This window comes from Kitasatospora sp. NPDC057965 (assembly GCF_042887135.1).
Classification (GTDB): Bacteria; Actinomycetota; Actinomycetes; order Streptomycetales; family Streptomycetaceae; genus Kitasatospora.
In genome coordinates, this window is record NZ_JBHVPZ010000014.1 from 85494 (window position 1) to 110829 (window position 25336).

A 25336-nucleotide genomic window follows, 5' to 3' on the forward strand; every position below is an offset into this window, starting at 1 on the left:
GTGACAGCGGTGCAAGACGAGCGCGGCGCGGTACGCACCGCACCGGACCGGGCACCCGCCCCTCCGTCGGACCGGCTGCGCACCGCTCTCGGCGCGCCCCTGCGTGCCCTGCGCGAGGCCCCGCGTCGGCCGCTGCTGGCCGCCTCCGCGGTCGCGTTGTTCTCCCTGCTCGGCTACGCGGTGGTCCGGCACTTCGCGCACACCTCGATGGTGGACATGATCGTCTACCGGGCCGAGGGCGCCGCCGTCGCCAACGGCGAGGACCTCTACGGACTGCGCGTCACGCAGTGGGACCTGCCCGCCACCTACCCGCCGTTCGCCGCGATGCTGTTCGTGCCGACGACCTGGTTCCCGATCCCGTTCCTACGGGTCGCGGTCACGCTCTGCAACCTCGGACTGCTCGCGCTGCTCACCCACCTGTCGTTCAAGCTGGTCGGCTGGCCGCGCCGGGACCTGCGGGCGATCGGCGTGATCCTGGTCACCGGCGTCGGCGTCTGGCTCGAACCCGTCTACACCACGCTGCGCTACGGCCAGATCAACCTCGCGCTGGCCTGCCTCATCCTCTGGGACCTCACCCGCCCCGACGGGCGCCGCAGCAAGGGCGTCGCGATCGGCATCGCCGCCGGCATCAAGCTCACCCCCGGCCTGTTCGCGGTCTACCTGCTGCTCACCGGCCGCGTACGGGCCGCGTTCGTGGCCGGCGCGACCTTCCTCGGCACCTTCCTGCTCGGCGCGCTCGTCCTGCCGGACGCCACCTGGGGTTTCTGGACCAAGTACCTCTACGACTCCTCCCGGGTCGGCAAGACCGAGATCGTCGACAACCAGGCGCTCAGCGGCGCCGTCGCCCGGCTGCTGCACACCGCCGACCCCGGCACCGCCGCCACCCTGGCCGCCGTCGTCGTCGCGGTGGCCGGCCTCGGCGTCGCCGTCTGGGCCGCCCGCAGCTCGCGCTGGCTGTCGCGCTCCGAGGCCTGGGGCGTCTGCTGCGCCGCCGTCACCGCCGTGCTGATCTCGCCGATCAGCTGGACCCACCACTGGGTCTGGTGCGTGCCGCTGCTCGTGCTGCTCGCCTGCGAGGCGGCGGTCGAACGGGCCCGTCCGGCCGCCGTCCGGAAGATCCGCTGGCGGGCCGCCTTCGGGGCCACGCTGGTCGCCTTCCTGTCCTTCGCGATGTGGCTCGCCAAGCCGCAGGGCGCGAAGGTGCTGGAGCTGTCGCCGCTCCGCCAGATCCCGACCTCGGTCTATCCGCTCGTCGGGATCGCCTTCCTGCTGGCCGCCGCGCTACGCGTGCGCGCCCGGCGCCTGGCGGCCGGTGTGCCGGCGGCGGCGCTGCCCGGGCAGCGCGACGGCGAACGGCCGGACTCCGCGCGCGAGCGTCAGCAGGCCCCCGCGGCCCGCTGAATCGGCCGGCCCGCCGTGGCCGGGGCGGCTCGTGCGCCCCGTGCGCCCTGCTTGCCCCGCGCTGCTCGCGTACCCCGTGCGCCCTGCTTGCCCCGCGCTGCTCGCGTACCCCGTGCGCCCTGCTTGCCCCGCGCTGCTCGCGCGCCTCACGCGAGCAGCGCGGCCAGCGAGCCGTCCATGTCCAGCGCGGCCATCTCGCTGCCCGGCGGCACCAGCCGGTGCGCCCGCTCCAGCCAGGCGGCCACCGCCGGCAGCGGTGCCTCCAGCAGCGCGTCCCCGGCCGGCGAGCTCAGCGCCAGGCAGAGCACGCTGCGCCGGCCCGAGCGGGTCGGCCAGATCCGCACGTCACCCTGGCCGCAGGGCCGGAAGGTGCCCTCCACCAGCAGCTCACGGGCGAACACCCAGGTCACCGGCGAGCCGGTGTCCAGGTGGAAGGTGATGTGCACGGCGTAGGGGTCGTGGCTCCCGTAGGACAGCCGGGCCGGGACGGGGACGCTGTGCTCGGGGGAGAGCACCAGGTTGAGCTCCAGCTCGTGCTCGACCACGCTCGTCGGGCGCTCCATGATCGGGTTCCTCTCTGCCTGCGGTTGGTGCCCGTTTCCGGGCCCTGTGACCTTGGAGAGCGCGGCCCGGGAGCGCTCTTACACGGGTTTCCGGGTTTTCTCGGGATTCTTTCGCGGAGATCCGTCGGCGGTGGTGTGGGGAGTGGTGAACGCTGGGCGGTGGGCGCGCGGTCGGGCGTGCGCGCCGTCTTCCTTACCGTGGGCGGCCCCGGCCTGTCCGGTGAATGGCCAACTTCGCTCCGCCCGCCCGCCGAGGCACTACCCTTTGTGACTGCCCGGCGACTGTCCGCCTCCTCGGCGGCACCCCTCGCGCCGACGGCGGAGCCACCCGGGTCGCCCGTGCCACCGTCGCGCACCCCCTCGCCGGGCGAGCCGCATCGGCCTGCCAGGAAAGCGAGCCCCCATGACGGACCGGCCCCTCGCCGGCGGCAGCACGGACACGGCCGCCGGCCCCGCGCCGGGCTACTACCCCGACCCCTCCATCCCCGGCTTCGTCCGCTACTGGGGCGGCTCCGCCTGGGTGCCCGGCACCAGCCGGCCCGCCCCGGCCGAGGGCGAGGTGCTCGAACCGCCCCGGTACGCGACCCGTCCGCCGGGGCCGGCGGTGGCCGGCCGGGCCGGGACGAGGCGGTACGTGCCGCCACCGGTGGCCGCCGAACCGGCGGGGGAGCCCGAGGGGGGTGCCGCGGGGGAGGCTCGGCGGCCGTCGTCCGGCGGGGACAGCGGGCCGGTGTACCTGGACCAGACGGGGGGCGGGGCGTCGTTCACCTTCGTGGTGCCGGAGAACGGGCCGGTGTTCCGCCGCGGTGGGGAGCGGGCGCCCGTCGCGGAGCCGGGGCCGGGGCCCTCGTCGGGGCCGGAGGCCGGGGTGGGGGCGGAGCCGGCCGGGTGGCAGGTGGATCACCGGGCGCAGCACGGGCCGATGGAGGCGGGCGGCGCGTCGCGCTGGGTGTCCTGGGGGGTGTTGCCGGAGGAGGTGGAGCAGCCGCCCGTCGAAGCGCCGCCCGTGGAGGCGCTGCCTGTTGAGGCGCTGCCTGTTGAGGTGCTGCCCGTCCCGGAGCGGGCGGGCGTTCCCGAGCAGGCCGATCCGTTGCCCGTCCCCGCCCCGGCGCCGGTGCCGGAGCCGACCCCGGTGGTGGCACCGGCACCCGTCCCGGCACCCGCGCCGGATCCGCCGCTCGTGGTGCTGGAGGCCGCGCAGGAGGTCGTGGAGAAGGCCGAACCCGCCCCGTCCGCGCCCCCGGCCGTCCGTCCCGCCGCCCCCGTCCGCCCGTCCCCGTCGCCGTCCCCGTCCCCCGCCCCGCGCCGCCGTGCCGGGGCGGCGGCGCCACGTCCCGCCGGGCTCGGCCGCCGCCTGGTCGCCCGGCTGGTCGACACCGCCGTACTGGCCGTGGTCGCCGTCGCCGCGGGCGTCCCGCTCGGCCGCTCGGTCGAGGCCCACCTCCAGCGCAAGCTGGACCGGGCGCGGATGGCCAGCCGCCTCGCCCACCGCCAGGTCGACGTCTGGCTGGTCGACGGCACGGTGCTCGGCAAGGCCGCCGTCCTGCTCGGCATCCTGCTGTTCGTCGGCCTGCTCTACGAAGTCCTGCCGACCGCGGGCACCGGCCAGACCTTCGGCAAGCGGCTCGCCCGGATCCGGGTGATCGCGGTGGCCCGCACGCCGGGGGCCGCCGCCCCGGCCCGCCCAGGGCTCGGCCGCTCCCTGGTCCGCTGGCTGGTCCGGCAGGTCTCGATGCTGCTGGTGGCCGGCCTGTTCTGGCCGCTGTTCGACCGGCCGGCCCGGCGCGGCTGGCACGACCGGGCGGCCCGCACCCGGGTCGTCCGGCGCTGAGGTTCCACCGGCCTCCCACCTGCGTGGTGTTGTCTGACAAAACGGTGTCAATATCCCAAATTCATACAATGCGTGATGTTCTACTCGGGGCATGAGCACCTACGACCCCTCAGGCCCCGAGCCGGAGGGGGGCGGCAAGCCCTCCTTCGGCAAGCAGCCCCCGCAGTCGGGCGGCGGCACGCCGGAAGGTACGCCGTCGGACCCGTACGGCACCCCGCCCCCGGACGGCCCGCCACCGAGCGGGGGCCCCGGCGCGTACGGCGGCACCTACGGGGGCGCTCCCGCAGGCCCGCCCTACGGACAGAACCCCTACGGGCAGTCGCCGTACGACCAGCCCCCGCCCGGTTACGGCCCCGCCGGGTACGGCGCGCCCGGTCACGGCCCCGGACCCGTCCCCGGAATGCCCCCGCTCGGCAGCTGGCCCAACCGGATCCTCGCCCGGCTGATCGACTACGTCCTGGTGCAGGCCGTCGCCCTCGTCCTGGTCCTGCCGTTCGCCGGCCACGCCGACCGCTCGGCCTCGGCCGGCGCCTTCTGGGTCGCCTGCGCGATCTACTTCGTCTACGAGGGCCTGATGCTCAGCCGGGACGGGCAGACCCTCGGCAAGAAGGCCATGAAGGTCCGGGTGGCCATGCTCGTCGACGGCAACTCCCCGACCCAGGCGGCCGCCTGGACCAGGGCGGCGGTCTTCATCCTGCCCGCCGTGCTCTGCTGCGCCGCGCTCTGGTGGCTCGTCGACGGCCTGTTCGGCGTCTTCGACAAGCCCTACCGGCAGTGCATCCACGACAAGGCCGCGAAGACCGTGGTGGTCTCCACCGCCTGAGCCGTCGGCCCGGCCGGGGCCGCCCCTCGGTTCCGTCTCTCGCGTCCGCCGACCGGCGTGCGGTGCCTCCGCGCGCCGGTCGGCCGCGTACGGGGCGCGCGGAGGGCGTGCGGGCTCGCGGACTCGCCCCCGGGGCCGTCGGCCCCGCTCGATACGGTGGGCCCGACCGCGCCACCGCTCCGCGCACCGCACCGCACCAGGGGGAACCGCCGTGCCCATCCCTGCCGACTGGCCCACCACCGAGGCCGAGGCGCTCGCCGAACAGGAACGCCTGCGCCCGCTCGTCCTCCCGGACGGCGCGGACGGCGTGGACGGCGTGGACGGCGCCGGTGACGACCGGTTGATCGCCGGTGTCGACGTCGCCTACGACGACGCCCACGACCTCGTCGTCGCGGCGGCCGTGGTCCTCGACCGCGCCACCCTCGCCGTCGTCGAGGAGACCACCGCCACCGGACGCATCGCCTTCCCCTACATCCCCGGCCTGCTCGCCTTCCGCGAACTCCCCGCCGTCCTCGACGCCCTCGCCGCCCTCACCCACCGCCCCGGCACCGTCGTCTGCGACGGCTACGGCCTCGCCCACCCGCGCCGCCTCGGCCTCGCCAGCCACCTCGGCGTCCTCACCGGCCTGCGCACCCTCGGCGTCGCCAAGACCCCGTTCACCTTCGACCACCGTGACCCCGGCCCCGCCCGCGGCGACTCGACCCCGCTCACCGACCCGGCCACCGGCGAGGAGGTCGGCCGCGCCCTGCGCACCAGGCCCGGTGTCAAACCCGTGTTCGTCTCCGTCGGCCACCGCATCGGCCTTGCCGAGGCCGTCGAGACCACCCTCGCCCTCACCCCCCGCTACCGCCTCCCCGAGACCACCCGGCACGCCGACTCGCTCTGCCGCCGCGCCCTCGCCGCGGCGAGCCGGACACCGGACGTGAACTGACGGCCCACCAGGGGCGGCCCGTGTGTTAGACATGACTCACTCACCAGAACCGTCAACGACACACCGGCCGGACGCACGGGGGAGGCGCCGCACGTGGCAACGGGGAACGGAACGGGATCGACCGGCGGGGCGGGGCGCGGCTACCGCGTCGAGGTCGAGCAGCTGCGCGCCTTCGCGGCCCAAGTGCGGCTGCTGCTCCACGAGTTCCAGCGCCATGCCGACGGCACCGCGACGCACGGCCGCAGCGGCATCGGCTCCAGCGCGCTCGGCACCTTCGCGGAGGCCACCGAGCTGCACGGCCGCTACCAGACCATGCGTGACGGCCTGCGCGACGTCCTCAACCAGCTCCAGGAAGCCGTCGACGAGGCCCAGAAGAAGGCCGAACTGACCGCGACCAACTATGAGGAGCAGGAACACCGGACGAAGAAGAAGCTGAAACTCGGGGACGACGGCTGGTCGGTGGCCAACCCGTCCGCCACCAGCACCGCCGCCTACGCCTGGACCGTCGCCCCGGCCCAGCACGACGACGGGAAGGGCGTCCGGTGAGCTACACCGACTTCAGCAAGTACAGCCACGCGGAACTCCGCCGGATGGTCCAGGCCCTCAACCCCGGCGAGGTGATGTCCGCCGCCGACCCCTGGCGCCGCGCCGCCGACACCCTCAAGGCCATCCGCGCGACCCTCACCCGTGCCAGCACCGAGGCCGCCACCTCCTGGGAAGGCAGCACCAGCGACGCCTTCCACGCCCGCATGCTCCAGCTCGCCACCACCATCAACACCACCGCGTCCTACGCCAACGACGCGGCGATCACCCTCAAGGCGATCTCCGAGGCCATCGACAAGGCCAAGCGTGACATGCCCGAGGAGCCCAGCGGCTGGGAGCAGTTCAAGGACGGCGTCGGCGACACCGTCTCCTCCCTCTTCGGCGCCGACGACGAGGACTCCCGCACCGCCGTCGCCAGCCAGAAGAAGGCCGAGGCCGCCACCGTCCTGCAGACGCTCGCCATGCACTACCGGACGGCCACCCCGATGCTTAAGCCTCCGCCGCCTCCCCCGCCTCCGCCGGGGCGCCCGGGCGCCATTCAGGCCGACGACAGGGACCTCGCGGAGGATGGCGCGGGCGCCGGCGGCTACGGAGCCGTGGGCGGCTTCCTCAGCGGCGCCAGTATCGGCAACGCCGGTGCGGGTGCAGCGCCCGTGGTCCGCTCGCGTGAGGGAGCGGTAGCGGATCCTCGGACCGGCGGCGCTGTCCGCTCGAACCCGCAGGGGACAAGCCCGTCGTTCTCGAAGGCACCGCCAGCTCCCTCCGACCCTGGCGTCAAGGGAGGGGTCGCTAGGCCGTCGCCCAAAGCCACGCCGGCGAAATTCGGCGCCGGGACCGTTGTGGATGGCACAGGCGCCCTGCCGGCGCCGGCGGCGTCCGGTGGGCAGTCGCCCTCCGGCGGAGGCGGCACGTCGATCCTCGGTTCGCCGGGGAACGGTGGAAGCCAGTCCCTGCCCCACAGCCCCGTTGCACAGCCCGTCGCGCCGCAGAGTGGCCATGGGGGAGGGGCACCCAACCCGAGCGGGATCCCGCAGCCCTTCGGCGCTGCCGTAAGGCAGGGGCAGGGGCCGGTCCCCGAGCAGAACCGGCAGGTCGGCCCCGAGGCCCTGCGCAGTGGCCGTGAAGGGGCGCCGGGTCGGACCGGAGCCGGACGCAGCGGTGCGATCTTCGGCGCCGAGGGCATGCCGGGCGTGAGTGGCGGCGGGAGCACCGGCGGCGCGGGTTCGACCCGGGGCAGGGGGGCCGTCGAGGGCACGGCCGGTCGAGCCGGCGGCACGGTGGTCGGCGTGGGGGACCACTCCGGCAGGAGCGGTAGCGGCAAGCAGGCTTTCACCGAGGGCGGCTCAGGCGTGGGAGCGCGCGGGAGGATCCGGGCGGAGGCCGGTGCGGGTGCGGGCAGCTCGCTGACACAGGCGCCCATGGTGCCGCTCGGCGGCGCCGAGCGCGGCAGGAAGGACGACGAGAAGAGGAAGCGTCGTCCTGACTACCTCGTCGAGGACGAGGAGACCTGGATGTCGGACGACCCGGTCAATCCGAACGTGGTGGAATGACGCCCGGCCTTCGGGCCCGGGCCGATCGATCGGTTGCCCTGTGGCCGCAGCAGCCACAGGGCAACCTCTGCGCTGAGTGGGGTGGCGGGAGTTGAGGAACTGGCGTCTGAGTCGCGGGGCGGCCGTGCTGGTGGCGGGCGGACTGCTGGCGACCGTGAGCGCTGGTCCGGCCTGCGCCGACAACGTGCGCGATGCGCAGTGGCCGCTTGCGACGTACCAAGCAGAGACCGCGATCTGGCCTGTATCGAAGGGGGAGGGTGTCACGGTCGCCGTCATTGACAGTGGCGTCTTGAAGGAGCATCAGGATCTGACGGGGCAAGTGCTAGCCGGTGCGGATTTCACTGGGGACAACACAGACGGCACGGTGGACAATGACGGCCACGGTACCGGAATGGCGAGCCTCATCGCTGGCCACGGCCATGGCTCCGGGGCCGGCATCAAGGGTCTGGCACCCCAGGCCAAGATCCTTCCCATCCGGATCACCTTGGACGGGGAATCACTCTCGGATCGGTCGGAGACTGCCAAGGCGATCCGCTATGCCGTTGATCACGGTGCGAAGGTCATCAACATGTCCATCGCAGGGCCTTCCGGGGCCGACCCGGACGAGCGTGCGGCGGTCAAGTACGCGAGGGACAAGGATGTGGTCCTGGTCGCGGGTGTGGGCAACAAGGGCGACAAGGGGGGTGCCGTGGAGTACCCGGCCGCCTTTCCCGGGGTCGTGGCGGTCGGCGCGGTGGACCAGAACGGGCTGATCTGGAGCAAGTCGAGCTCAGGCCCCGAGACCACCCTGGTGGCGCCGGGTGCGGAGGTTCCCCACGCGACTGCCAAGGCCACGAACGGGTACGGCATGGGCAACGGCACTTCGGGCGCCACCGCCTACGTCTCCGCCACCGCCGCGCTGATCCGGGCGAAGTACCCGGAGCTCTCCGCCGGGCAGGTCATCAACCGGATGATCAAGAGCGCCGCACCGCCCGCCGACGGCTCGGCGGTGCCGAATGCGCGGTACGGGTACGGGGTGCTGTCGCCGGCGAAGGCGTTGGAGGCGAACCCGGCGGTGGACGGGGGGCCGCGGGACAACCCGCTGGCCGGACGGGCGGAAGCGCAGGCTGCTCCGACCGTGCCGCCGGCCGAGGAGGAGTGGCAGTCCCCGCCGCCGGTGACGGTGCCGGCGAACCAGGAGAACAGCGGCGTGAAGTGGGTGCTGATCGGCACGGCCGGGCTCGCGGGAGTGGTGCTGCTGGGGGTCGTGGCGACGGTGCTGCTGGTGGTGCGGGGGCGTCGTCGGCGGGAGCGGGAGGCTGCCGCCGCCGCTGCGGCGGCGTACCAGGGGTATCCGCCGCAGCAGCAGTGGCCGCCCTATCAGGGGTGAGCGGCGAGCCACTCGGGGCGTAGCGCGGCCATCCGCAGGACGTCGTGGTACTCGCCGGCCCAGTGGTGCGCCTGGCGGGCGCGGCCCTCGTGCTGGAAACCGGCCTTCTCGTAGGCGCGGGCGGCGCGCGGGTTGTAGGCGAAGACCTCCAGGTGGACGCGGTGGAGGCGGACGGTCGCGAAGGCGTGGCGAAGGAGCAGCAGGGTGGCCTCGGTACCGGCGCCGCGGCCGGTGCTGTCGGGGGTGAGGGCGATCCGGTACCCGGCCGAGGCGCTGTCGGGGTCGAGGTCGTTGAGGGCGAGTTCGCCGAGGAAGCGGCCGGTGGCGCGGTCCTCGACGGCGAGGTCGAGTCGGTCGGGCCGGTCGGGGCGGGTGGTGCACCAGTCGCGGATCTCGTCGTGGGTGAAGGCCCGGCGGGTCCCGGTGAGGCGGTTGGTCTCCTCGTCGGAGGTGAACCGCCACATCGGGTCGGTGTGCCGGGCGCTCAGCGGGACGAGGGTGACGGTGGCTCCGGGCAGGGTCGGCTTGTGCGCGAGTGCGCCGGGGTCGAAGGTCGGCATGGTGGCCAGGGTGGACCGGAACGATCTGCTCCGCCAGTGAATTCGCCGGCCCGGAGGGTCACCGCCGAGGTGTCACTCGGCGACGGCGATCTGCTCGCGGTGGCGCGGGTCCGGGCCGGTGAGCTGGTCGGTGACGGCGGCGGCGAGGTCGGCCTGGGCGATTCGCTCGCCGAGGACCTGCGGCCCGCCGGTCCGGTAGCGGCCGGTGCCGGGGGCGGTGCGGTCGAGGTCGAGGGGCGGGGTGACGACGACCCAGTCGAAGGTGGTGGGGGAGTCCCGGAGCAGGTCGAGGGCGGCGGCGTGGCCGAGGGAGAAGGCGCGGTGGGCCGCGGGGAAGCCGGGGTCGTCGTGCAGGGCGACGCCGGGGGCGGTCTCCAGGGTGGTGGCGATGCCGACGTGGACGAGCCGGCGGACGCCCGCGGTGCCGAGGCCGGCGACCAGGGCGCGGATGGCGGCGGGGTAGAAGTCGACGGAGGGGACGTCGGGGGTGTGGACGGTGCTGACGGCGCCGGCGTGGCCACGGGCGGCGTCGGCGACGGCGTCGGGGTCGGTGACGTCGCAGGCGGCGAGGGTGACCCCCGGGCCGGCCAGATCGGCGTGCCGTTCGGGGGTGCGGACGGCGGCGGTGACGGTCAGTCCGCGCCGGCGGGCCTCGGCGACCACGGCGCGGCCGACCTGGCCTCCTGCGCCGAACACGATGACATCGGTGGTGGGGTTCACGGCGGTCTCCGTCCGTCCGGGCGGGGGCGCTGATCGCCGCCCGCCGACGCCGTGACGGTAGAACGGGGGGTGCCGGTTACTTCAACGGTACCGGCGGGCACACCCGTTCGGTTACCTTCGGGGCATGACTCGGACCGTGCCCGCACCGCTGCCGCCGGACTTCTTCGACCCGGACTGCCCGGTGCGGCGGGTTCCCGTGCTGGGGAGCCGGAAGTGGGCGTGGAAGATCGTGCGCTGCCTGGAGGGCGGCCCGCGCCGGTTCTCGGAGCTGCGGGTGCCGCTGGTGGGAATCACGGCGAAGGTGCTGGCCGAGTCGCTGCGGTCAATGGAGTACGACGGCGTTGTCAGCCGGACGGAGTACGCGGAGAACCCGCCTCGGGTCGAGTACGCGTTGACGCCGCTCGGCCGGACGCTGCTGGGGCCGATGGACGCGGTGTGCGACTGGAGCCGCGCCAACCTGTCCGAACTGCTCGCCGCGCGCGAGGCCGCCGAGGCCGTTGAGGTCGCGGAGGGCGGCGGGGCTGGCAGGATTTCGGCGACCGCTGGCGCTGACGCCGCTGGTGGGGGCGGTCAGGGCGCGGCCATCCTGGGGCCATGACCACTTCCGAGGACAACAGCGGCCTGACCGGCGACGACGCGATCGTGCCCGACACCAAGGACTGGACGTGGGTGCTGGAGCGCCCCTGCCCGGACTGCGGGCTGGACGCCGGCGCGGTCGGCCGGGAGCGGGTGGCCGGGATGATCCGGGCCAACGCGGCGGGCTGGGCGGGGGTGCTGGCCGGTGAGCCGGAGGCGCTGCGCCGCCGTCCGCGTCCGGAGACCTGGTCGGACCTCGAATACGCGTGCCACGTCCGGGACGTCTTCCGGCTGTTCCACGTCCGGCTGAACCTGATGCTGGACCAGGACGACCCGCTGTTCGCCAACTGGGACCAGGACGGGACGGCCGTCGCCGAGCGGTACGGCGAGCAGCGGCCGGACGCGGTGGCGGAGGAACTGGTGCGGGCCGCGGAGGTGCTGGCGGGGGCGTTCGAGGGGGTGACGGGCGCGCAGTGGGGGCGCACCGGCAACCGCAGCGACGGGGCGCGCTTCACGGTGGAGTCGTTCTCCCGCTACCTGATCCACGATCCGGTCCACCACCTGTACGACGTCACGGGCGAGCGGGTCTGAGCGGGCCTGACCGCACGCGGCCCCGGGCGGCCCCAGGCGGGCCCGAGCGGCGGCGACGGAGCCGGTGAGGGTGGTTCCGGCTCACGGTCGTCCCGCTCCGGGGCTCACCAGCCGGAGGCCTCGCGGAGCATGGTGCGGCGGAGCCGGCCGGCCACGCTGGCGGTGTCGGTGCCGATGACGTCCGCGATCTCCGGCGCGGCGAGGCCGACGACGTAGTGCAGGATGGCGAGGTCGTCGTCGGCGGGCCGGCCGGGGCGGTCCGCCGGACGGTCCGCGGCGCGCTCCTGGACGCGCTCCTCGGCGTCGGGGCGGTCGGCGGGCCGGCCGCTCCGCCGGGTGTGGTCGCCGACGGTGTCGCGCAGGATCTGCCAGGCGTGCGCGGTGGGGTTGGAACTCCCCAGCAACTCGCGCCACTGGACCGCGATTTCGGCGAAGGCCTGCTGGACGGCGCCGGCCGCGCGGTCCGGGTCGGGCAGCCAGACCCGGGCATAGCTGAGGTACCGCGGTCGGTGCAGCTCGCAGAACGCCGCGAACTCCAGCGGTACGGCGGGTTCGCCGGGCCCCTGGGGCGGCTCGGCGGTGCTGTCATGACGTTGGGTCATCTCGGCTTCTCGGCAAGTGAGATGGGCTTCTGACGGTCGATCATCTGTGCTCACTCTACGGTAGGCGCTCGGTGCGCTCGGTTACCAATCGGCTGGATTGCCCGGAAGGCGCCGCCGCGCGGCCGGTTCCGGCGGTGGCCGGGTGGAGGCCGGCGGGCGGTGCGGCGGTGGCGGACGGGCGGGGAGTGGTGCGCAGTGGTGTCAGAGGCGTGGGTGCGGAGCCGTCGTGGCCGGTCAGCGGGGTGGAGCGGCCGGTGGCGGCGGCCGGTCGGTGCGACATCGCAGAGGGTGTGATGTGCCACCGTAGGCGGTCCGGAGGCTCTCGTCCACGTCTGCGGCGCGAAGCCGCGCCCGCACCACCGGGCGCACCACCGTTCACGCGTCGGCCGGGCCGTGCCGGACCGCTCCGGGCTGCGGCGATGCCGCGCGCGGGCCTGGCTCCGGTGGCCCCGGGAGGGGGGTGGGGTGATGGGCCGGCCCCGTCGCACGCATCCCGCGTGCCCGGCCCTTCGACGGTGGATCGCCGTGTACGAGTTAGAAGTTGACGAACGGTCAGGTGGTGCTGCGGCGGCCCTCGGCCGAGCCGACGCGGTCGTCCGGTGCGGCGCCCCGGGCGAGCTGGGCGGGGAACGCCTCGACCGCCCGGCGGCGGGCGAGCCGCGCGGCCGCCGCAGCCGCGGCCCCTGCGGTCCCGGCCGCTTCCGTGGCGGCGGTCAGTCGCTCCCGCTCGTGCTCCCGGCCCCGGGCGTCCGCGGCCCCGTGCTCGGCGGTCGCGTGCTCCACGTCCGCGCGCCCGGCGTCCGGCCGGACCTGCTGGGTCTGCTGGGTCTGCTGGATCTCGTGGGTCTGCTGGGCCTGTTGGGCCTCCTGTTCCTCGTGGGCCGCGTCGTGCGCCACCTCGTGGACGGCTTCCTGGGCGGCTTCGTGGACGGCCTCGCGCGCGGCCTTGGCGGCGGCCCGCAGCCGGGCGGCTCCGGCGCCCCGCCGGGCCCGCCCGTCGGCGGTGCGCGCCGCGTGTTCCTCGGCCGCCTGTCTAGCCGCCAGGTAGGCCTGGACGGCTGCCATCCCGTAGACGGGCTGGATCAGCTGGTGGCCCTTGAAGAAGGGGCGGGCGGGGGCGAATCCGGCGGCGACCACGAGGTCGCGGATCTCCGCTATCTCCGCTTCGCTGCGCGCGGTGAAGCGGACCTCCCAGCCCTTCTTGTAGGTATGGCCCTGTGCGCCGCTACGGCGGGCCGGGTCCGGCCGGCGGACGTATCCGGGCAGGCGTCCGAGCCGGAGCTGGGCCGCGCGGAGGCCGGCGGTCTCGTCACGTGACATGTACTAAGGGTAGGCAATCCGGCGGGCTGGAGTGACGCCCGGAGGTGACTTCGCCGTATGTGCTTGATCACGCAGGGTCAGACGGCCTGGTGGCTGATCGATGATGATCGAGTATGACAACCAGATGATCACCCATTCCTCCGAATGGGTGAGGGTATGAGGACTTTAGTGCAGCCTGATCCCGGTTTCGCGACGGTTGAGTAACAGTGCGTCAGGCGGCCGGGACTCGCTCCCGGGCGTTGGGGATGGTGTCGGCATGAACTACCGGATTCCCATGCCGCCGCCGTCCCTGGAGGAACTGGCGCGCCGTCAGCAGAACGTCCTCACCGCCGGCCAGCTGCGCGCCCGGGGTGTGCCGGCCCGGATCATCAGCGAGCACTGCCGCCGCGGCGGCCCCTGGCGGCGGCTGCTGCCCCGGGTCTACCTGCTGCAGTCCGGCGACCCCTCGCCGGAGCAGCGGATGTGGGCGGCGCTGCTGTACGCGGCGCAGAACGGCCGGGAGGAGGGGCGCCGCGAGGGGGCGGCGATCACCGGTGCGGCCGCGCTCGCGCTGTACGGCTTCGCCGCGGTGCCCCGGCTGCCCGCCCTGACCGGGGTGGACGTGCTGGTGCCCCGCCAGCGGCGGCTGAAGGACGCCGGTGAGGTGCGGATCCGGCGCACCGGGCGGGAGTTGGTGGCGCGCTCGGTGCACGGGCTGGCCTGCGCGCCGGTGGCCCGGGCGGTCGCCGACGCGCTGGGCGAGTGGATGTCCGGCGAGCGACCCGGCGGGGGAGCGGGCCGGCCGGTGCCGGTCCGGGAGGTGCTCCACGAGGCCGTGCGCCGGCCCGAGCTGCGCTGCCCGGTGCAGGAGCTGGCCGCCGAGCTGGCGGAGTGCGGGCTGGTCGCCGACCCGCTGGTGCGGGCGGTGCTGGACGGTCTGCTGGCCGCCGAGCGGGACCGGGTGCTGGTGCTCGTCGGCGAGCTGGCCGACGAGTGGCTGCTGCCCGCCCCGCTGACCGGCCCGGAGCTGCGGATGCGCGGCGGCACGTACGTCGCCGTTCCGGACCTCTACTGGCCGGAGGCGGGCGTCGCGGTCGAGGTCGACTCGGAGGCGCGCCGCCTCGGCGAGGGCGAGGCGGCCTGGGTGCGCGGCGGCCGGGACCGGATGGAGTACCTGGGGGTGCGGGTGGTGTACGTCTGCGCCGCGCGGCTGGCCGAGGATCCGGACGCGGTCGGCGCCGAGCTGCGCGAGGCGTTCCGCCAGGGCGGCACCGACGTGGTGGAGCTGACGGTCACCGAGCACTGACCGCCCGGCCGGCCGCCGGAGCGGGGCTCAGCCCCCGACGACCGGCGTGCCGACCAGCTCCACCCCGGCCGCCCGCAGCTCGTCCAGCGCGGCGGCGGTGGTGGGCGCGGCCACGCCGGCGGTCAGGTCGAGCAGCACCCGGGTGGTGAACCCGGCCCGCACCGCGTCCAGCGCGGTGGCCCTGACGCAGTGGTCGGTGGCCAGGCCGACCACGTCCACCTCGGTGACCTGCCGCTCGCGCAGCCACTCGGCCGGTCCGCGGCTGTTCTCGTCCACGCCCTCGAAGCCGCTGTACGCCGCCGCGTAGGCGCCCTTGTCGAAGACCGCCTCGATCGCGCCGGAGGTGACGGACGGGGCGAAGTTGGGGTGGAAGCCGACCCCCTCGGTGCCCGCCACGCAGTGCGCCGGCCAGCTGTGCACGTAGTCGGGCTCGTCGGAGAAGTGGTCGCCCGGGTCGATGTGGTTGTCGCGGGTGGCGAGGATGTGCCGGTAGCCGGGCGAGGACTCGGCGATGAGGTCGGTGATCGCGGCGGCCACCTCGGCCCCGCCGGCGACGGCCAGGCTGCCGCCCTCGCAGAAGTCGTTCTGCACGTCGACGACGATCAGTGCCCGGTGCATGGCTGGCATTCCTCGGTCCGGTGGGGTCCTGCGGAGGACTGGTGGCGGGGACGTGAGGGGGCCTCACGGTCCGTACGGGGGAACTCTACGTTCGACTGTAGGCAGTGGCATCCGGGGGCGGAAGGCCCGGGCCCGGTCCGGACCTTCCGCCGTCCACGGAGCGTCCACGAAGCGTCCCCGGGCCGCCGGGCGGCGGCCCGGGAGCTCCTACGGGCGCCGCCCGCCCGCCCGGCAAGCGCCCGCGGGGCGGGCGTCACACGTGCAGTTCGGTCGCCAGCACCGGGTCGCCCTTGGAGAGCTGGGTGGCCGACAGCGGCAGGGCCGCGCGGGCCCGGACGTGCCGCTCGCGCGCGGCCTCCAGGGTCTCCCGGCCGACCACCTCGCCGGCCTTGATCAGCGGCACCTGCACCAGGTGCGGCGCCAGGGCGTCCGGGACGGGGCCGGTGCCGACCACCTCGGCCTCCGCGATGCCGTCCGCGTCCGGCCGGCGGGCCGCCCACTTGCGCCCGCCGATGCTGGTCTTGCCGCCGGCCGCGCGCTTGGCGACCGGGACCAGCGGGCCGTCCGGCCCGGCGGCGCGGGCGACCAGCTTGTAGACCATCGCGCAGGTCGGCTGCCCGCTGCCGGTGACCAGGCTGGTGCCCACGCCGTAGCCGTCCACCGGGGCGGCGGCCAGCGCGGCGATCGCGTACTCGTCGAGGTCGGAGGTGACGATGATCCGGGTGCCGGTGGCGCCGAGCTCGTCGAGCTGGCGGCGGACCCGGTGGGCGAGCAGCGTGAGGTCGCCGGAGTCGATCCGGACGGCGCCCAGCTCGGCGCCGGCCACCTCGACCGCGGTGTGCACGGCCTCGCGCAGGTCGAAGGTGTCGACCAGCAGGGTGGTGCCCCGGCCCATCGAGTCGATCTGCGCCCGGAAGGCGTCCCGCTCGCTGTCGTGGACGAGGGTGAAGGCGTGCGCGGCGGTCCCGGTGGTCGGGATGCCGTAGGTGAAGCCGGCCTCCAGGTCGGAGGTGGCGGCGAAGCCGGCCACGTACGCGGCGCGGGCGGCGGCGACGGCGGCCCGCTCGTGCGCGCGCCGGGCGCCCATCTCGATCACCGGGCGCCCGCCGGCCGCGGAGGTCATCCGGGAGGCCGCGGCGGCGATCGCCGAGTCGTAGTTGAGGATCGAGAGGATCACCGTCTCCAGGATCACCGCCTCGGCGAAGCTGCCCTCGACGGTCAGCAGCGGCGAGCCGGGGAAGTAGACCTCGCCCTCGGGGTAGCCGTGGATGTCACCGGTGAACCGGTAGTCGGCGAGGAAGCGCAGGGTGTCCTCGTCGACGACCCGCTGGTCGGCGAGCCAGTCCAGCTGGGCGGAGGTGAAGCGGAAGTTCTCCACCGCGTCCAGGACCCGGCCGGTGCCGGCCAGCACGCCGTAGCGCCGGCCGGCGGGCAGGCGGCGGGTGAACACCTCGAAGACGGAGCGGCGGTGCGCGGCCCCGCTGCGCAGGGCGGCCTGCAGCATGGTGAGCTCGTAGCGATCGGTGAGCAGCGCGGTCGAGCCGGCCGCGGGCACGGGAGTGGCGTCCATGCGGATGATGCTACTACCCCTTAGCGTCAATGTGACGATTTCTCGGCGCGGAGATCCTTCCAGCGCGTCGCGCCCCCGGGGCGGAATCGCCCGCCGGTCCCCCGGATGGCAGCATGGGGCAGGAGGGGCACGTGGAAGCCACGTGACGGCCGGGTGGGAGCCACCCGGGAACCGAACTGAGCGGCAGGAGGGATCCGGCGGTGAGTGTCGCGCCCGTGGAGATCGAGCGCCCGGAGGTCGAGGGCGTACCGGTGACGGAGCCGGACACCCCGTGGGTCACCATCGTCCACAACGATCCGGTCAACCTGATGAGCTACGTCCAGTACGTCTTCCAGGCCTACTTCGGCTATCCGAAGGACAAGGCCCGGAAGCTGATGATGGAGGTGCACACCAAGGGCCGGGCGGTGGTCTCCAGCGGCTCGCGCGAGGAGATGGAGCGCGACGTGCAGGCGATGCACGGCTACGGCCTCTGGGCGACCCTGCAGCACGACTGACCGCACGACCCGACCGCACGACCGGCCGTACCGGTGGCCGTGCGGACGCGGACCACTGGAACCGACGAGGACGGGCTGACCGATACCGATGGCTGGGTTGTTCGAGAGTGCCGGCGCCGGGGGCGCGGTGCTCGCGCTGGACGAGCTGGAGGCCTCCATCCTGCGCTCGCTGGAAGTGCAGATGCTGGAGCTGATCGGCCCCGGCCCGGGCGGCGACGGGGACGGGGCCGGCGACCCGCTGGCGGCGCTGTTCGCCGAGGGGCCGACCGAGGCGCCCGACGATCCGGCGCTGGCCCGGCTCTTCCCGGATGCCTACGGGGATCCGGACGGGCCGGCCGACCCGCGGTCCGCCGAGGCCTCCGGGGAGTTCCGCCGCTACACCGAGCTGGACCTGCGGGCCCGCAAGCGGGACGACGCGCTGCACGTCGTCCGGGCGCTGGACGGCCTGGGCGGCGAGGGGGGCCTGGTCAGCCTGGACGCCCCCGCGTGCCTGCGCTGGCTGGGCGCGCTCAACGACCTGCGGCTGGCCCTGGGTGTGCGGCTGGAGGTCACCGAGGACGACGAGCAGGGCCTGTACGACCTGCCGGACGCCGACGACCGCAAGCCGCTGGTGATGGCCTACCTGTGGCTCGGCGCGCTGCAGGAGTCGCTGCTGGAGGCGGTCGCCGACTGACGCCCGGGAGGCGCCCCCGAGGGCGCGTCCCACCCGTTCGGGCAAGCCCCGGCCACTCGTCCGCATGCTGGACGGGTGGCCGGGGCTTTTCCGTGCAAAACGGGCGAAAACCTATCGAGTCATGCTCAAATATCGCTCAGATGGACACCGGTATCCGGATCGTGCGTGGTACGACTGCTGCCCCACCCCCGCGAGTGCCACCCGCGACATCCCATCCAGGACGGTGCAGCATGGCCGAACAGCTCTACGACGAGGTCGTCGACGCCCGACCGGACGAAGAGGGCTACCACCGGGGTCTGGGCAGCCGCCAGATCCAGATGATCGCGATCGGCGGCGCCATCGGCACCGGCCTGTTCCTCGGCGCGGGCACCGCGATCTCGAAGTCCGGCCCCAGCCTGATCCTGTCCTACGCGATCGCCGGCGTGGTGATCTTCGCGATCATGCGGGCGCTCGGCGAACTGCTCACCTACCGCCCGGTGGCCGGCAGCTTCGCCGAGTACGCGCGGGAGTTCCTCGGCCCCTTCGCCGGCTACGTGACGGGCTGGACGTACTGGCTCTTCTGGGTTGTCACGGGCATGGCGGAAACCACCGCCGCGGCCGTCTACGTGAAGTTCTGGGCACCCGGGATCCCGCAGTGGCTCTGCGCGCTCTGCTTCCTGGTGCTGCTCTACGGGGCCAACCTGATCTCGGTGAAGATCTTCGGCGAGATCGAGTTCTGGTTCTCCATGGTCAAGGTCACCGCGATCATCGGCATGATCCTGATCGGCATCGGGGTGCTCACCCTCGGGTTCAGCGACGCCGGCGACACCGCGTCGATCACCCACCTCTGGCAGGACGGCGGCTTCTTCCCCAAGGGCATCGGCGCCACCGTGATGACCCTGCAGATCGTCATGTTCGCCTACCTGGGCGTCGAACTCGTCGGCGTCACCGCGGGGGAGAGCGAGAACCCGAAGAAGACCCTGCCACGCGCCATCAACACCCTGCCCTGGCGGATCGCGCTGTTCTACATCGGCGCCCTGGTCATCATCCTGTCGCTGGTGCCGTGGACCGAGTTCCAGCCCGGCGTCAGCCCGTTCGTCGCCACCTTCGGCAAGATCGGCATCCCCGCCGCGGCCGGCATCATCAACTTCGTGGTGCTCACCGCCGCGCTCTCCTCCTGCAACTCCGGCATGTACTCCACCGGCCGGATGCTGCGCGACCTCGCCCTGCGCGGCCAGGCCCCCGGGCAGCTCACCCGGCTCAACGGCCACCGCAGCCCGGCCGCCGCGATCACCGCCTCCGCGCTGCTGATGGGCCTCGGCGTGGTGCTCAACTACCTCGTCCCGGCCAAGGCGTTCGAGTACATCACCTCGGTCGCCACCGTCTGCGGCCTGTGGACCTGGGCGATGATCCTGATCTGCCAGATCCGCTACCGCCGGGCCTGGAAGGGCGGCCACCTGCCGCCGCCCAGCTTCAAGGCCCCCGGCGGCGTCTGGAGCAGCTGGGCCGCGCTCGCCTTCCTGGTGATGGTGGTCGTGCTGATCGCCCTGGACGCCTCCAACCGGATCTCGCTGTACGTCTTCCCGGTCTGGGCCGTGCTGCTGGTCGCCGGCTACCGCGGGCTGCGGCGCCGCACCCCCGCCGCGGTGCACGCGGTCGCCCACGACCACCTGCACGTGCCGGGCGACGGCGGCACCGGGGCCCGCTGACCGAGCCTCGGACGCCCCGGCGGTCCGCCGCCGGGGCGTGGCTATCCTGGCGCCATGCTGACCATCACCCGAGAACTGCGCGACGCGATCGTCGCCCACGCCCGCGCCGACCATCCGGACGAGGCCTGCGGCGTGGTCGCCGGGCCGGAGGGCAGCGGCCGCCCCGAGCGGTTCATCCCGATGCTCAACGCCGCCCGCTCGCCCACCTTCTACGAGTTCGACTCGGGTGACCTGCTCAAGCTCTACCGGGAGATGGACGACCGGGACGAGGAGCCGGTGATCGTCTACCACTCGCACACCGCCACCGAGGCGTACCCCTCCCGCACCGACGTGAGCTACGCCTCCGAGCCGAACGCCCACTACGTCCTGGTCTCGACCGCCGAGGGAAACGGTGCCGAGGACCCGTACCAGTTCCGCTCGTTCCGCATCGTGGACGGCGTGATCACGGAGGAAGACGTCCAGGTCGTCGAGGCCTATCCGGCCTGACCCGCACCCACCTGGGCGAGGCCCGCCGACCGCCCGCGAGCGGTCGGCGGGCCGTTGCCGTTTTCGGGCCCGTCCCGGCATGAGGGACGAACTCATCCGCATCCCGAGACGGGCATGGAGGAGCGGGCCCGGGAATCTATACGATGAGCCCATGCGTTCCGTCGATGTGAGCACTCAGGCCCCGGGCACCCGCCTCGTGGCGCGCCTGCACATCGACCTGTGCCGGCACGCCGGCGCGATCTGTCCCGGTACGCCGGCGCGCTCGCGCTGAGCCGCCCGTCCGGCCCGCCCGCGGAGACCACCGCCCCGGGCCGCAACGCCCTGCCGCGCCCGCTGCGGCCCACCCACCTCACGACTCGCACAGGAGCGCACCCATGGCCATCGAGGTCCGCATCCCGACCATCCTCCGCACCTACACCGACGGCGCCAAGGCCGTCGAAGGCACCGGCAGCAACCTCGGGGAACTCTTCACCGACCTCGACGCCCGCCACCCGGGCATCGCCGCCCGCCTGCTGGACGGCGGCGAGCTGCGCCGCTTCGTCAACGTCTACCTGAACGACGAGGACGTCCGCTTCCTGGAGGGCATCTCCACCGCCGTCGCCGACGGCGACAGCGTCACCATCCTGCCCGCCGTGGCCGGCGGCGCCCGCTGACCACCAGCCCGCCCCGTCCCGCGCACCGCCCGGGACGGGGCGGGCCGTCCGTACCGAACCCCACCGCCGCCCGCCGGAGGACCCCTTGCGTTACGACAGCCCGCTCGAAGCCGTCGGCAACACCCCGCTGGTCCGCCTGCCCCGGCTGTCCGCCGCGGTGCCCGGCAACAGCGAGGGCCTGGTCACCCTCTGGGCCAAGCTGGAGGACCGCAACCCCACCGGCTCCATCAAGGACCGCCCGGCGCTGCACATGATCGAGCGCGCCGAGGCCGACGGCCGGCTCACCCCCGGCTGCACCATCCTCGAACCCACCAGCGGCAACACCGGTATCTCGCTGGCCATGGCGGCCAAGCTCAAGGGCTACCGGATGGTCTGCGTGATGCCGGAGAACACCAGCGAGGAGCGGCGCGAGCTGCTGCGCATGTGGGGCGCCGAGATCATCTCCTCGCCCGCCGCCGGCGGCTCCAACACCGCCGTGCGGATCGCCAAGGAGACCGCCGCCGAGCACCCCGACTGGGTCATGCTCTACCAGTACGGCAACCCCGACAACGCCGGCGCCCACTACACCGGCACCGGCCCCGAGATCCTCGCCGACCTGCCCACCGTCACCCACTTCGTGGCCGGCCTGGGCACCACCGGCACCCTCATGGGCGTCGGCCGCTACCTGCGCGAGAAGGTCCCCGGGGTGCGGATCGTCGCCGCCGAGCCGCGCTACGACGACCTCGTCTACGGCCTGCGCAACCTCGACGAGGGCTTTGTCCCCGAGCTGTACGACGCCGAGGTGCTCACCACCCGCTTCTCGGTCGGCTCCGCCGACGCCGTCCGGCGCACCCGCGAACTCCTCCAGCAGGAGGGCATCTTCGCCGGCGTCTCCACCGGGGCGATCCTGCACGCGGCGATCGGGGTGGGCCGCAAGGCCGCCCAGGCCGGCGAGCGCGCCGACGTCGTCTTCGTGGTCGCCGACGGCGGCTGGAAGTACCTGTCCACCGGCATCTACACCGCCGAGTCCACCGAGGCCGCCGTCGAGGCGCTGCAGGGCCAGCTCTGGGCCTGACCGGTCCGCGGGGCCGGCGCCGGGCCTGACCGGTCCGCGGCCCCGGCCGCGACCACCGGGTTTTGTCCGCATCCTGCTTCCGGTTCGTCACGGTTCGACCACGGTCCCCGCTCCGGGACCGGGGTCGGCCCGGCGCCCGGAAAGGCTGTTCACGAACGTCCCGCCACGCACCAGCGGAGGTGACCCGTGAGCCGCAGCACCGACCTGTGGTCGTACACCGAGATCGCCCGCCACATCAACGTCCGGCCCGAGACCGTGCGCACCTACCGGCGGCACCGCCTGCTGCCCGAACCGGATCTGGTCGACGCCGGCGGGCACCCCCGGTGGTACCCCGACACCATCCGCGGCTGGGCCCGCCGGCGCCCCGGCCACCGCTGACGCGCCACCGCGGCGCCCCCGCCCCCGGCTCCCCGGCGTTCTGGTGATTCCAGCCACAGCACGGCACGGAGACGGGGGCAAAGTGCCGCTCCGCCCTTACCCTCGACAACACGCGCAGGGCAGCGCCTCCGGCCGGCATTCCCGGCCCGCTGTCATGACCAGCGGCAGCCAGGACGTGTCGGGGCGGAGGGGCTCGGATGAAACTGACCGTGGTGGGGTGCTCGGGGAGCTTCCCGTCGGCCGACTCGCCGTGCTCCAGCTACCTGGTGGAGGCCGACGGCTACCGCGTCGTGCTCGACCTCGGCAACGGGGCGCTCGGCGCCCTGCAGAAGTACGTCTCGATCTACGACGTCGACGCCGTGCTGCTCAGCCACCTGCACGCCGACCACTGCATCGACCTGTGCGCCTACTGGGTCGCCCGCAACTACCGGGCCGAGGGCTGTCCGGATCCGATGCCCGTCTACGGCCCGGCCGGCACCGCCGCCCGGATGGCCCGCGCCTACGACATGCCGGAGAACCCCGGGATGAAGGAGGTGTTCGAGTTCCGCACCCTCACCCCCGGCCGCTTCGACCTCGGCCCGTTCCGGATCGGCGTCGCCCAGGTCAACCACCCCGTCGACGCCTTCGCCTTCCGGCTCGAACACGCCGGCCGCAGCCTCGTCTACTCCGGCGACACCGGCGAGAGCGCCGAACTCGTCGAGCTCGCCCGGGACACCGACCTCTTCCTGTGCGAGGCCGCCTACCTGGACGGCCGTGACACCTACCGGGCCGTCCACCTCAACGGCCGCGAGGCCGGCGAGCACGCCACCGCGGCCGACGCCCGCCGGCTCGTCCTCACCCACATCCCGCCGTGGACGGACGCCGAGCTGAACCGGCGGGACGCGGCGGCGGCCTTCTCCGGACCGGTCGACATCGCCCGGCCCGGCGCCGTCTACGAGCTCTGACCCACCGCACCGGCGTCGGGCTCACCCCACGTACGTCAGCCAGTGCCGGTAGCGCCCGTCCACGCCGGTCACCGCCGCCTCGTAGGCCGCCCGCAGCCGCGCGGTCAGCGCTCCCGGGACGGCCGGCAGCTCCCGGTCGTCCAGCGAACGCACCGCCACCACCCCGGCCGCCGTCCCGCACAGGAACACCTCGTCCGCCGTGTACAGGTCCGAGCGCAGCAGCGGCTCCACCCGCACCGGCACGCCCAGGTCGCGGGCCAGCGTGAGCAGGGTGTCCCGGGTGATCCCCTCCAGGGCGCCCGCGCTGGTCGGGGGAGTGCGCAGCACCCCGTCGCGGACGGCGAACACGTTCTCGCCGGTGCACTCGCTCACCGCGCCGTCCGGGCCGAGCAGCAGCGCCTCGTCGTAGCCCGCGTCGGTCGCCTCCCGGCGGGCCAGCACCGAGTTCAGGTAGGGGCCGGTCGCCTTCGCGGCGGGCGGCACCGCGTTCGGGTCGGTCCGCCGCCAGCTGCTCGTCTTCAGCCTGATCCCGCCCTCGGCGTCCGGGAGTTGGGAGTGCCACGGCCAGCTCGCGATCGCCGTGCCGGTCGGCGCGGACCGCATGTCCAGGCCCATCGTGCCGTAGCCCAGGAAGGCGAAGTGCCGCAGGTAGCAGGAGGGGTGGCCGTTGGCCCGGACCAGGTCGAGGGTGGCCACGGCCAGTTCGTCCACGTCGTACGGCAGTTCCATCCGCAGCATGCGCGCGCTGCGCTCCAGCCGGCGCAGGTGCTCGGGCAGCCGGAACACCGCCGGGCCGTCCGCCGTGGCGAACACCCGGGTACCCTCCAGCACCCCGGTGCCGTAGTGCAGGCCGTGGGAGAGGACGTGCGTGGTCGCCGCGTGCCAGGGCACCAGCGCGCCGTCCAGCCAGATCGTCGAAGCCTCGGGAAGAGCGGTCATGGGCGCCATCCTGCCCACCGGACCGCCGCCGGTCAGCGCTCGGAGCGCTGCCGGAACCGGCCATGACCGGGAGCGGAAGCGGCCCGTCTCGCAGGGTGGAAACCCCGGGCGCACGGACCCGGGCCGTCACTAGGCTGCGCCGATGGAGAGCCCCGCCGACCGGGACGCCACCCGGCTCTACGCCCTTCTGCTCGCCGAACCCGGCCGCCCGCCTGCCGGATTGCTCCCCGACTGGGACGAACACCGGATCGCCGCCGCCACCGCCGAGCTCCTCGCCCTCGGCCTGCTCCAGCCCGCCGCGGCCGGCCGCGCCCCGGACCAGGCCCGCGACCACGCCCGCGACCACGCCGGCGGCGAGGCCGCAGTGTCCGTGGACACCGCCGTCCGGCAGCTGCTGCTCGACGCCGACCGGCAGGTCGCCGAGCTGGTCGGGGCCCTGCACCGGGCCCGCGACACGGTGGACCGGCTGCACACCGGCTACCTGCCCGTCCAGGAACGGCACCGCGCCGGCACCGCGCTGGAAGTCGTCCGCGGCGCCGAGCGGATCGCCGCCCTGCTGGAGGACGCCGCCCGCGGCGCCCGCGCCGAGGCGCTCTCGCTGCGCCCCGGCCAGGACCTCTCCGGTCCGGCGCTGGCGGGCAAGCTCGCCCGCGAACGCCTCGCCCTCGCGCACGGCGCCGCGCTGCGCACCATCCACCCGGTGGCCGCGCTGCGCCGTCCGGCCGTGCTCGGGCACGTCCGGGAGCTGACCGCCGCCGGGGCGCGGATCCGGGTGGCCCATTCGCTGCCGCTCTGGCTGATCGTGGTGGACGCCCGGCTGGCGATCCTGCCGGCGCCGGGAGCCGGCCCGGGCGGGGACGCCCCGGTCGCGGAGGCGGCCGTGGTGGTGCGTGAGCCGGCACTGGTGGCGCTGGTCGCCGAGCTGTTCGAGTATTTCTGGTCGGCGGCCTGGACGCCTGCCGAACTCCTGCCCGAGGGCGATGTGATGACGGAGCGTCAGAGTGAGGTGCTGCGGCTGCTGGCGGCCGGGCGGACCGACGCGGCGATCGCCCGCAAGCTGGAGCTGTCCGAGCGGACGGTGCGCCGGCTGGTCGCCGAACTGACCGCCGGCCTGGGCGCGGAGAGCCGCTTCCAGGCCGGCGTGCACGCCGCCCGGCTGGGCCGGGTCTGACGG

28 protein-coding genes are annotated in these 25336 nt (G+C 74.3%); 20 read left to right on the forward strand and 8 right to left on the reverse strand.

Translation table 11 applies throughout. The features are described 5' to 3' along the window. Nucleotides 1-1401, forward strand: coding sequence for a glycosyltransferase 87 family protein (locus ACFVVU_RS19600; protein WP_387791163.1), 1401 nt, complete (start codon nucleotides 1-3; stop codon nucleotides 1399-1401). 146 nt (nucleotides 1402-1547) lie between these two features. On the opposite strand, the gene ACFVVU_RS19605 is transcribed toward ACFVVU_RS19600, so the two are convergent. Beyond that, the gene (locus ACFVVU_RS19605; RefSeq protein WP_380292894.1) at nucleotides 1548-1964 is read right to left on the reverse strand and encodes an SsgA family sporulation/cell division regulator; all 417 of its coding nucleotides are present in this window, start codon (nucleotides 1962-1964) and stop codon (nucleotides 1548-1550) included. Between the two features lie 403 nt (nucleotides 1965-2367). Here ACFVVU_RS19605 and ACFVVU_RS19610 point away from each other — a divergent pair, with 403 nt between their 5' ends. The 6 genes from ACFVVU_RS19610 (at nucleotide 2368) to mycP (ending at nucleotide 9011) form a co-directional block, all read left to right on the forward strand. Further along, nucleotides 2368-3795, forward strand: a complete 1428-nt coding sequence (locus tag ACFVVU_RS19610; RefSeq protein ID WP_387791165.1) for an RDD family protein — start codon at nucleotides 2368-2370, stop codon at nucleotides 3793-3795. Nucleotides 3796-3886: 91 nt separating this feature from the next. Further along, nucleotides 3887-4618 carry an RDD family protein gene (locus ACFVVU_RS19615; protein WP_387791167.1) on the forward strand — a complete coding sequence of 244 codons (732 nt, stop codon included), beginning with the start codon at nucleotides 3887-3889 and terminating at the stop codon, nucleotides 4616-4618. 211 nt (nucleotides 4619-4829) lie between these two features. Next, nucleotides 4830-5549, forward strand: a complete 720-nt coding sequence (locus tag ACFVVU_RS19620) for an endonuclease V (RefSeq protein WP_387791168.1) — start codon at nucleotides 4830-4832, stop codon at nucleotides 5547-5549. A 93-nt stretch (nucleotides 5550-5642) separates the two neighbouring features. Further along, nucleotides 5643-6095, forward strand: coding sequence for a hypothetical protein (locus ACFVVU_RS19625; RefSeq protein ID WP_380683139.1), 453 nt, complete (start codon nucleotides 5643-5645; stop codon nucleotides 6093-6095). Further along, nucleotides 6092-7642, forward strand: a complete 1551-nt coding sequence (locus tag ACFVVU_RS19630) for a hypothetical protein (protein ID WP_387791169.1) — start codon at nucleotides 6092-6094, stop codon at nucleotides 7640-7642. Before ACFVVU_RS19625 ends, ACFVVU_RS19630 begins: the two co-directional genes overlap by 4 nt. Nucleotides 7643-7766: 124 nt before the next feature. Beyond that, the gene (mycP, locus tag ACFVVU_RS19635; RefSeq protein WP_387791171.1) at nucleotides 7767-9011 is read left to right on the forward strand and encodes a type VII secretion-associated serine protease mycosin; all 1245 of its coding nucleotides are present in this window, start codon (nucleotides 7767-7769) and stop codon (nucleotides 9009-9011) included. Here the strand turns inward: mycP and ACFVVU_RS19640 are convergent. Both ACFVVU_RS19640 and ACFVVU_RS19645 read right to left on the reverse strand, forming a co-directional pair. Next, nucleotides 9002-9571, reverse strand: a complete 570-nt coding sequence (locus ACFVVU_RS19640; RefSeq protein WP_387791173.1) for a GNAT family N-acetyltransferase — start codon at nucleotides 9569-9571, stop codon at nucleotides 9002-9004. The two genes, mycP and ACFVVU_RS19640, sit on opposite strands and share 10 nt — an antisense overlap. A gap of 72 nt (nucleotides 9572-9643) precedes the next feature. Then, complete coding sequence (locus ACFVVU_RS19645; protein WP_380683135.1) at nucleotides 9644-10291, reverse strand: NAD(P)-dependent oxidoreductase; 648 nt, start codon at nucleotides 10289-10291, stop codon at nucleotides 9644-9646. A 124-nt stretch (nucleotides 10292-10415) separates the two neighbouring features. Here ACFVVU_RS19645 and ACFVVU_RS19650 point away from each other — a divergent pair, with 124 nt between their 5' ends. Both ACFVVU_RS19650 and ACFVVU_RS19655 read left to right on the forward strand, forming a co-directional pair. Continuing rightward, nucleotides 10416-10889, forward strand: coding sequence for a winged helix-turn-helix transcriptional regulator (locus tag ACFVVU_RS19650; RefSeq protein WP_387791175.1), 474 nt, complete (start codon nucleotides 10416-10418; stop codon nucleotides 10887-10889). Beyond that, nucleotides 10886-11458: a DinB family protein gene (locus ACFVVU_RS19655; RefSeq protein WP_387791176.1), complete on the forward strand. Its 573-nt coding sequence runs from the start codon at nucleotides 10886-10888 to the stop codon at nucleotides 11456-11458. The genes ACFVVU_RS19650 and ACFVVU_RS19655 overlap by 4 nt, the downstream gene beginning before the upstream one ends. Before the next feature lie 104 nt (nucleotides 11459-11562). On the opposite strand, the gene ACFVVU_RS19660 is transcribed toward ACFVVU_RS19655, so the two are convergent. Then, a complete protein-coding gene (locus ACFVVU_RS19660; protein WP_387791177.1) occupies nucleotides 11563-12060 on the reverse strand; it encodes an RNA polymerase sigma factor in 498 nt (165 codons plus the stop codon). 552 nt (nucleotides 12061-12612) lie between these two features. Continuing rightward, nucleotides 12613-13380: a hypothetical protein gene (locus ACFVVU_RS19665; RefSeq protein ID WP_380683131.1), complete on the reverse strand. Its 768-nt coding sequence runs from the start codon at nucleotides 13378-13380 to the stop codon at nucleotides 12613-12615. 256 nt (nucleotides 13381-13636) lie between these two features. On the opposite strand from ACFVVU_RS19665, the gene ACFVVU_RS19670 reads away from it, so the two are divergent. After that, nucleotides 13637-14665 carry a hypothetical protein gene (locus tag ACFVVU_RS19670; protein WP_380683130.1) on the forward strand — a complete coding sequence of 343 codons (1029 nt, stop codon included), beginning with the start codon at nucleotides 13637-13639 and terminating at the stop codon, nucleotides 14663-14665. A 27-nt stretch (nucleotides 14666-14692) separates the two neighbouring features. On the opposite strand, the gene ACFVVU_RS19675 is transcribed toward ACFVVU_RS19670, so the two are convergent. Both ACFVVU_RS19675 and ACFVVU_RS19680 read right to left on the reverse strand, forming a co-directional pair. Continuing rightward, on the reverse strand, nucleotides 14693-15283 hold the full coding sequence (locus ACFVVU_RS19675; protein WP_380683129.1) for an isochorismatase family protein: 591 nt from the start codon (nucleotides 15281-15283) through the stop codon (nucleotides 14693-14695). A 253-nt stretch (nucleotides 15284-15536) separates the two neighbouring features. Then, the gene (locus ACFVVU_RS19680) at nucleotides 15537-16853 is read right to left on the reverse strand and encodes a nicotinate phosphoribosyltransferase (protein ID WP_380683128.1); all 1317 of its coding nucleotides are present in this window, start codon (nucleotides 16851-16853) and stop codon (nucleotides 15537-15539) included. Nucleotides 16854-17053: 200 nt separating this feature from the next. Between ACFVVU_RS19680 and clpS the strand changes: the two genes are divergently transcribed. From clpS to ACFVVU_RS19725, 9 genes are all read left to right on the forward strand, one after another. Then, nucleotides 17054-17347 (forward strand): ATP-dependent Clp protease adapter ClpS, encoded by a 294-nt coding sequence (clpS, locus tag ACFVVU_RS19685; protein WP_030308112.1) that lies wholly within the window; start codon nucleotides 17054-17056, stop codon nucleotides 17345-17347. Between the two features lie 88 nt (nucleotides 17348-17435). Next, nucleotides 17436-18020 carry a DUF2017 domain-containing protein gene (locus tag ACFVVU_RS19690; RefSeq protein ID WP_380683127.1) on the forward strand — a complete coding sequence of 195 codons (585 nt, stop codon included), beginning with the start codon at nucleotides 17436-17438 and terminating at the stop codon, nucleotides 18018-18020. A gap of 230 nt (nucleotides 18021-18250) precedes the next feature. Continuing rightward, nucleotides 18251-19708: an amino acid permease gene (locus tag ACFVVU_RS19695; RefSeq protein ID WP_380683126.1), complete on the forward strand. Its 1458-nt coding sequence runs from the start codon at nucleotides 18251-18253 to the stop codon at nucleotides 19706-19708. 54 nt (nucleotides 19709-19762) lie between these two features. Beyond that, nucleotides 19763-20194 (forward strand): Mov34/MPN/PAD-1 family protein, encoded by a 432-nt coding sequence (locus ACFVVU_RS19700; RefSeq protein ID WP_380683125.1) that lies wholly within the window; start codon nucleotides 19763-19765, stop codon nucleotides 20192-20194. Between the two features lie 151 nt (nucleotides 20195-20345). Beyond that, the gene (locus tag ACFVVU_RS19705) at nucleotides 20346-20465 is read left to right on the forward strand and encodes a putative leader peptide (protein ID WP_310593142.1); all 120 of its coding nucleotides are present in this window, start codon (nucleotides 20346-20348) and stop codon (nucleotides 20463-20465) included. 103 nt (nucleotides 20466-20568) lie between these two features. Then, entirely contained in the window at nucleotides 20569-20847 is a 279-nt protein-coding gene (locus tag ACFVVU_RS19710) for a MoaD/ThiS family protein (protein ID WP_355370657.1), read from the forward strand. An 85-nt stretch (nucleotides 20848-20932) separates the two neighbouring features. Continuing rightward, nucleotides 20933-21901, forward strand: coding sequence for a PLP-dependent cysteine synthase family protein (locus tag ACFVVU_RS19715; RefSeq protein ID WP_380686794.1), 969 nt, complete (start codon nucleotides 20933-20935; stop codon nucleotides 21899-21901). Between the two features lie 186 nt (nucleotides 21902-22087). Continuing rightward, nucleotides 22088-22279 (forward strand): MerR family transcriptional regulator, encoded by a 192-nt coding sequence (locus tag ACFVVU_RS19720; RefSeq protein WP_380686792.1) that lies wholly within the window; start codon nucleotides 22088-22090, stop codon nucleotides 22277-22279. Nucleotides 22280-22476: 197 nt separating this feature from the next. Continuing rightward, nucleotides 22477-23223, forward strand: coding sequence for an MBL fold metallo-hydrolase (locus ACFVVU_RS19725; RefSeq protein ID WP_380686790.1), 747 nt, complete (start codon nucleotides 22477-22479; stop codon nucleotides 23221-23223). A gap of 21 nt (nucleotides 23224-23244) precedes the next feature. Here ACFVVU_RS19725 and ACFVVU_RS19730 read toward each other — a convergent pair whose 3' ends face one another. Beyond that, a complete protein-coding gene (locus ACFVVU_RS19730; protein ID WP_387791178.1) occupies nucleotides 23245-24162 on the reverse strand; it encodes a branched-chain amino acid transaminase in 918 nt (305 codons plus the stop codon). A 142-nt stretch (nucleotides 24163-24304) separates the two neighbouring features. Here ACFVVU_RS19730 and ACFVVU_RS19735 point away from each other — a divergent pair, with 142 nt between their 5' ends. Then, the gene (locus ACFVVU_RS19735) at nucleotides 24305-25333 is read left to right on the forward strand and encodes a LuxR C-terminal-related transcriptional regulator (RefSeq protein WP_380686786.1); all 1029 of its coding nucleotides are present in this window, start codon (nucleotides 24305-24307) and stop codon (nucleotides 25331-25333) included. Nucleotides 25334-25336: the final 3 nt, after the last annotated feature.

Excerpts from the sequence above, each read along its gene's own strand:
- ACFVVU_RS19605 (WP_380292894.1), bottom strand. The coding sequence starts at position 1,964 with ATGGAGCGCCCGACGAGCGTGGTCGAGCACGAGCTGGAGCTCAACCTG.
- ACFVVU_RS19610 (WP_387791165.1), top strand. The coding sequence starts at position 2,368 with ATGACGGACCGGCCCCTCGCCGGCGGCAGCACGGACACGGCCGCCGGC.
- ACFVVU_RS19615 (WP_387791167.1), top strand. The coding sequence starts at position 3,887 with ATGAGCACCTACGACCCCTCAGGCCCCGAGCCGGAGGGGGGCGGCAAG.
- ACFVVU_RS19640 (WP_387791173.1), bottom strand. The coding sequence starts at position 9,571 with ATGCCGACCTTCGACCCCGGCGCACTCGCGCACAAGCCGACCCTGCCC.
- ACFVVU_RS19650 (WP_387791175.1), top strand. The coding sequence starts at position 10,416 with ATGACTCGGACCGTGCCCGCACCGCTGCCGCCGGACTTCTTCGACCCG.
- ACFVVU_RS19655 (WP_387791176.1), top strand. The coding sequence starts at position 10,886 with ATGACCACTTCCGAGGACAACAGCGGCCTGACCGGCGACGACGCGATC.
- ACFVVU_RS19660 (WP_387791177.1), bottom strand. The coding sequence starts at position 12,060 with ATGACCCAACGTCATGACAGCACCGCCGAGCCGCCCCAGGGGCCCGGC.
- ACFVVU_RS19665 (WP_380683131.1), bottom strand. The coding sequence starts at position 13,380 with ATGTCACGTGACGAGACCGCCGGCCTCCGCGCGGCCCAGCTCCGGCTC.
- ACFVVU_RS19670 (WP_380683130.1), top strand. The coding sequence starts at position 13,637 with ATGAACTACCGGATTCCCATGCCGCCGCCGTCCCTGGAGGAACTGGCG.
- ACFVVU_RS19675 (WP_380683129.1), bottom strand. The coding sequence starts at position 15,283 with ATGCACCGGGCACTGATCGTCGTCGACGTGCAGAACGACTTCTGCGAG.
- ACFVVU_RS19680 (WP_380683128.1), bottom strand. The coding sequence starts at position 16,853 with ATGGACGCCACTCCCGTGCCCGCGGCCGGCTCGACCGCGCTGCTCACC.
- ACFVVU_RS19690 (WP_380683127.1), top strand. The coding sequence starts at position 17,436 with ATGGCTGGGTTGTTCGAGAGTGCCGGCGCCGGGGGCGCGGTGCTCGCG.
- ACFVVU_RS19695 (WP_380683126.1), top strand. The coding sequence starts at position 18,251 with ATGGCCGAACAGCTCTACGACGAGGTCGTCGACGCCCGACCGGACGAA.
- ACFVVU_RS19700 (WP_380683125.1), top strand. The coding sequence starts at position 19,763 with ATGCTGACCATCACCCGAGAACTGCGCGACGCGATCGTCGCCCACGCC.
- ACFVVU_RS19705 (WP_310593142.1), top strand. The coding sequence starts at position 20,346 with ATGCGTTCCGTCGATGTGAGCACTCAGGCCCCGGGCACCCGCCTCGTG.
- ACFVVU_RS19710 (WP_355370657.1), top strand. The coding sequence starts at position 20,569 with ATGGCCATCGAGGTCCGCATCCCGACCATCCTCCGCACCTACACCGAC.
- ACFVVU_RS19725 (WP_380686790.1), top strand. The coding sequence starts at position 22,477 with ATGAAACTGACCGTGGTGGGGTGCTCGGGGAGCTTCCCGTCGGCCGAC.
- ACFVVU_RS19730 (WP_387791178.1), bottom strand. The coding sequence starts at position 24,162 with ATGACCGCTCTTCCCGAGGCTTCGACGATCTGGCTGGACGGCGCGCTG.
- ACFVVU_RS19735 (WP_380686786.1), top strand. The coding sequence starts at position 24,305 with ATGGAGAGCCCCGCCGACCGGGACGCCACCCGGCTCTACGCCCTTCTG.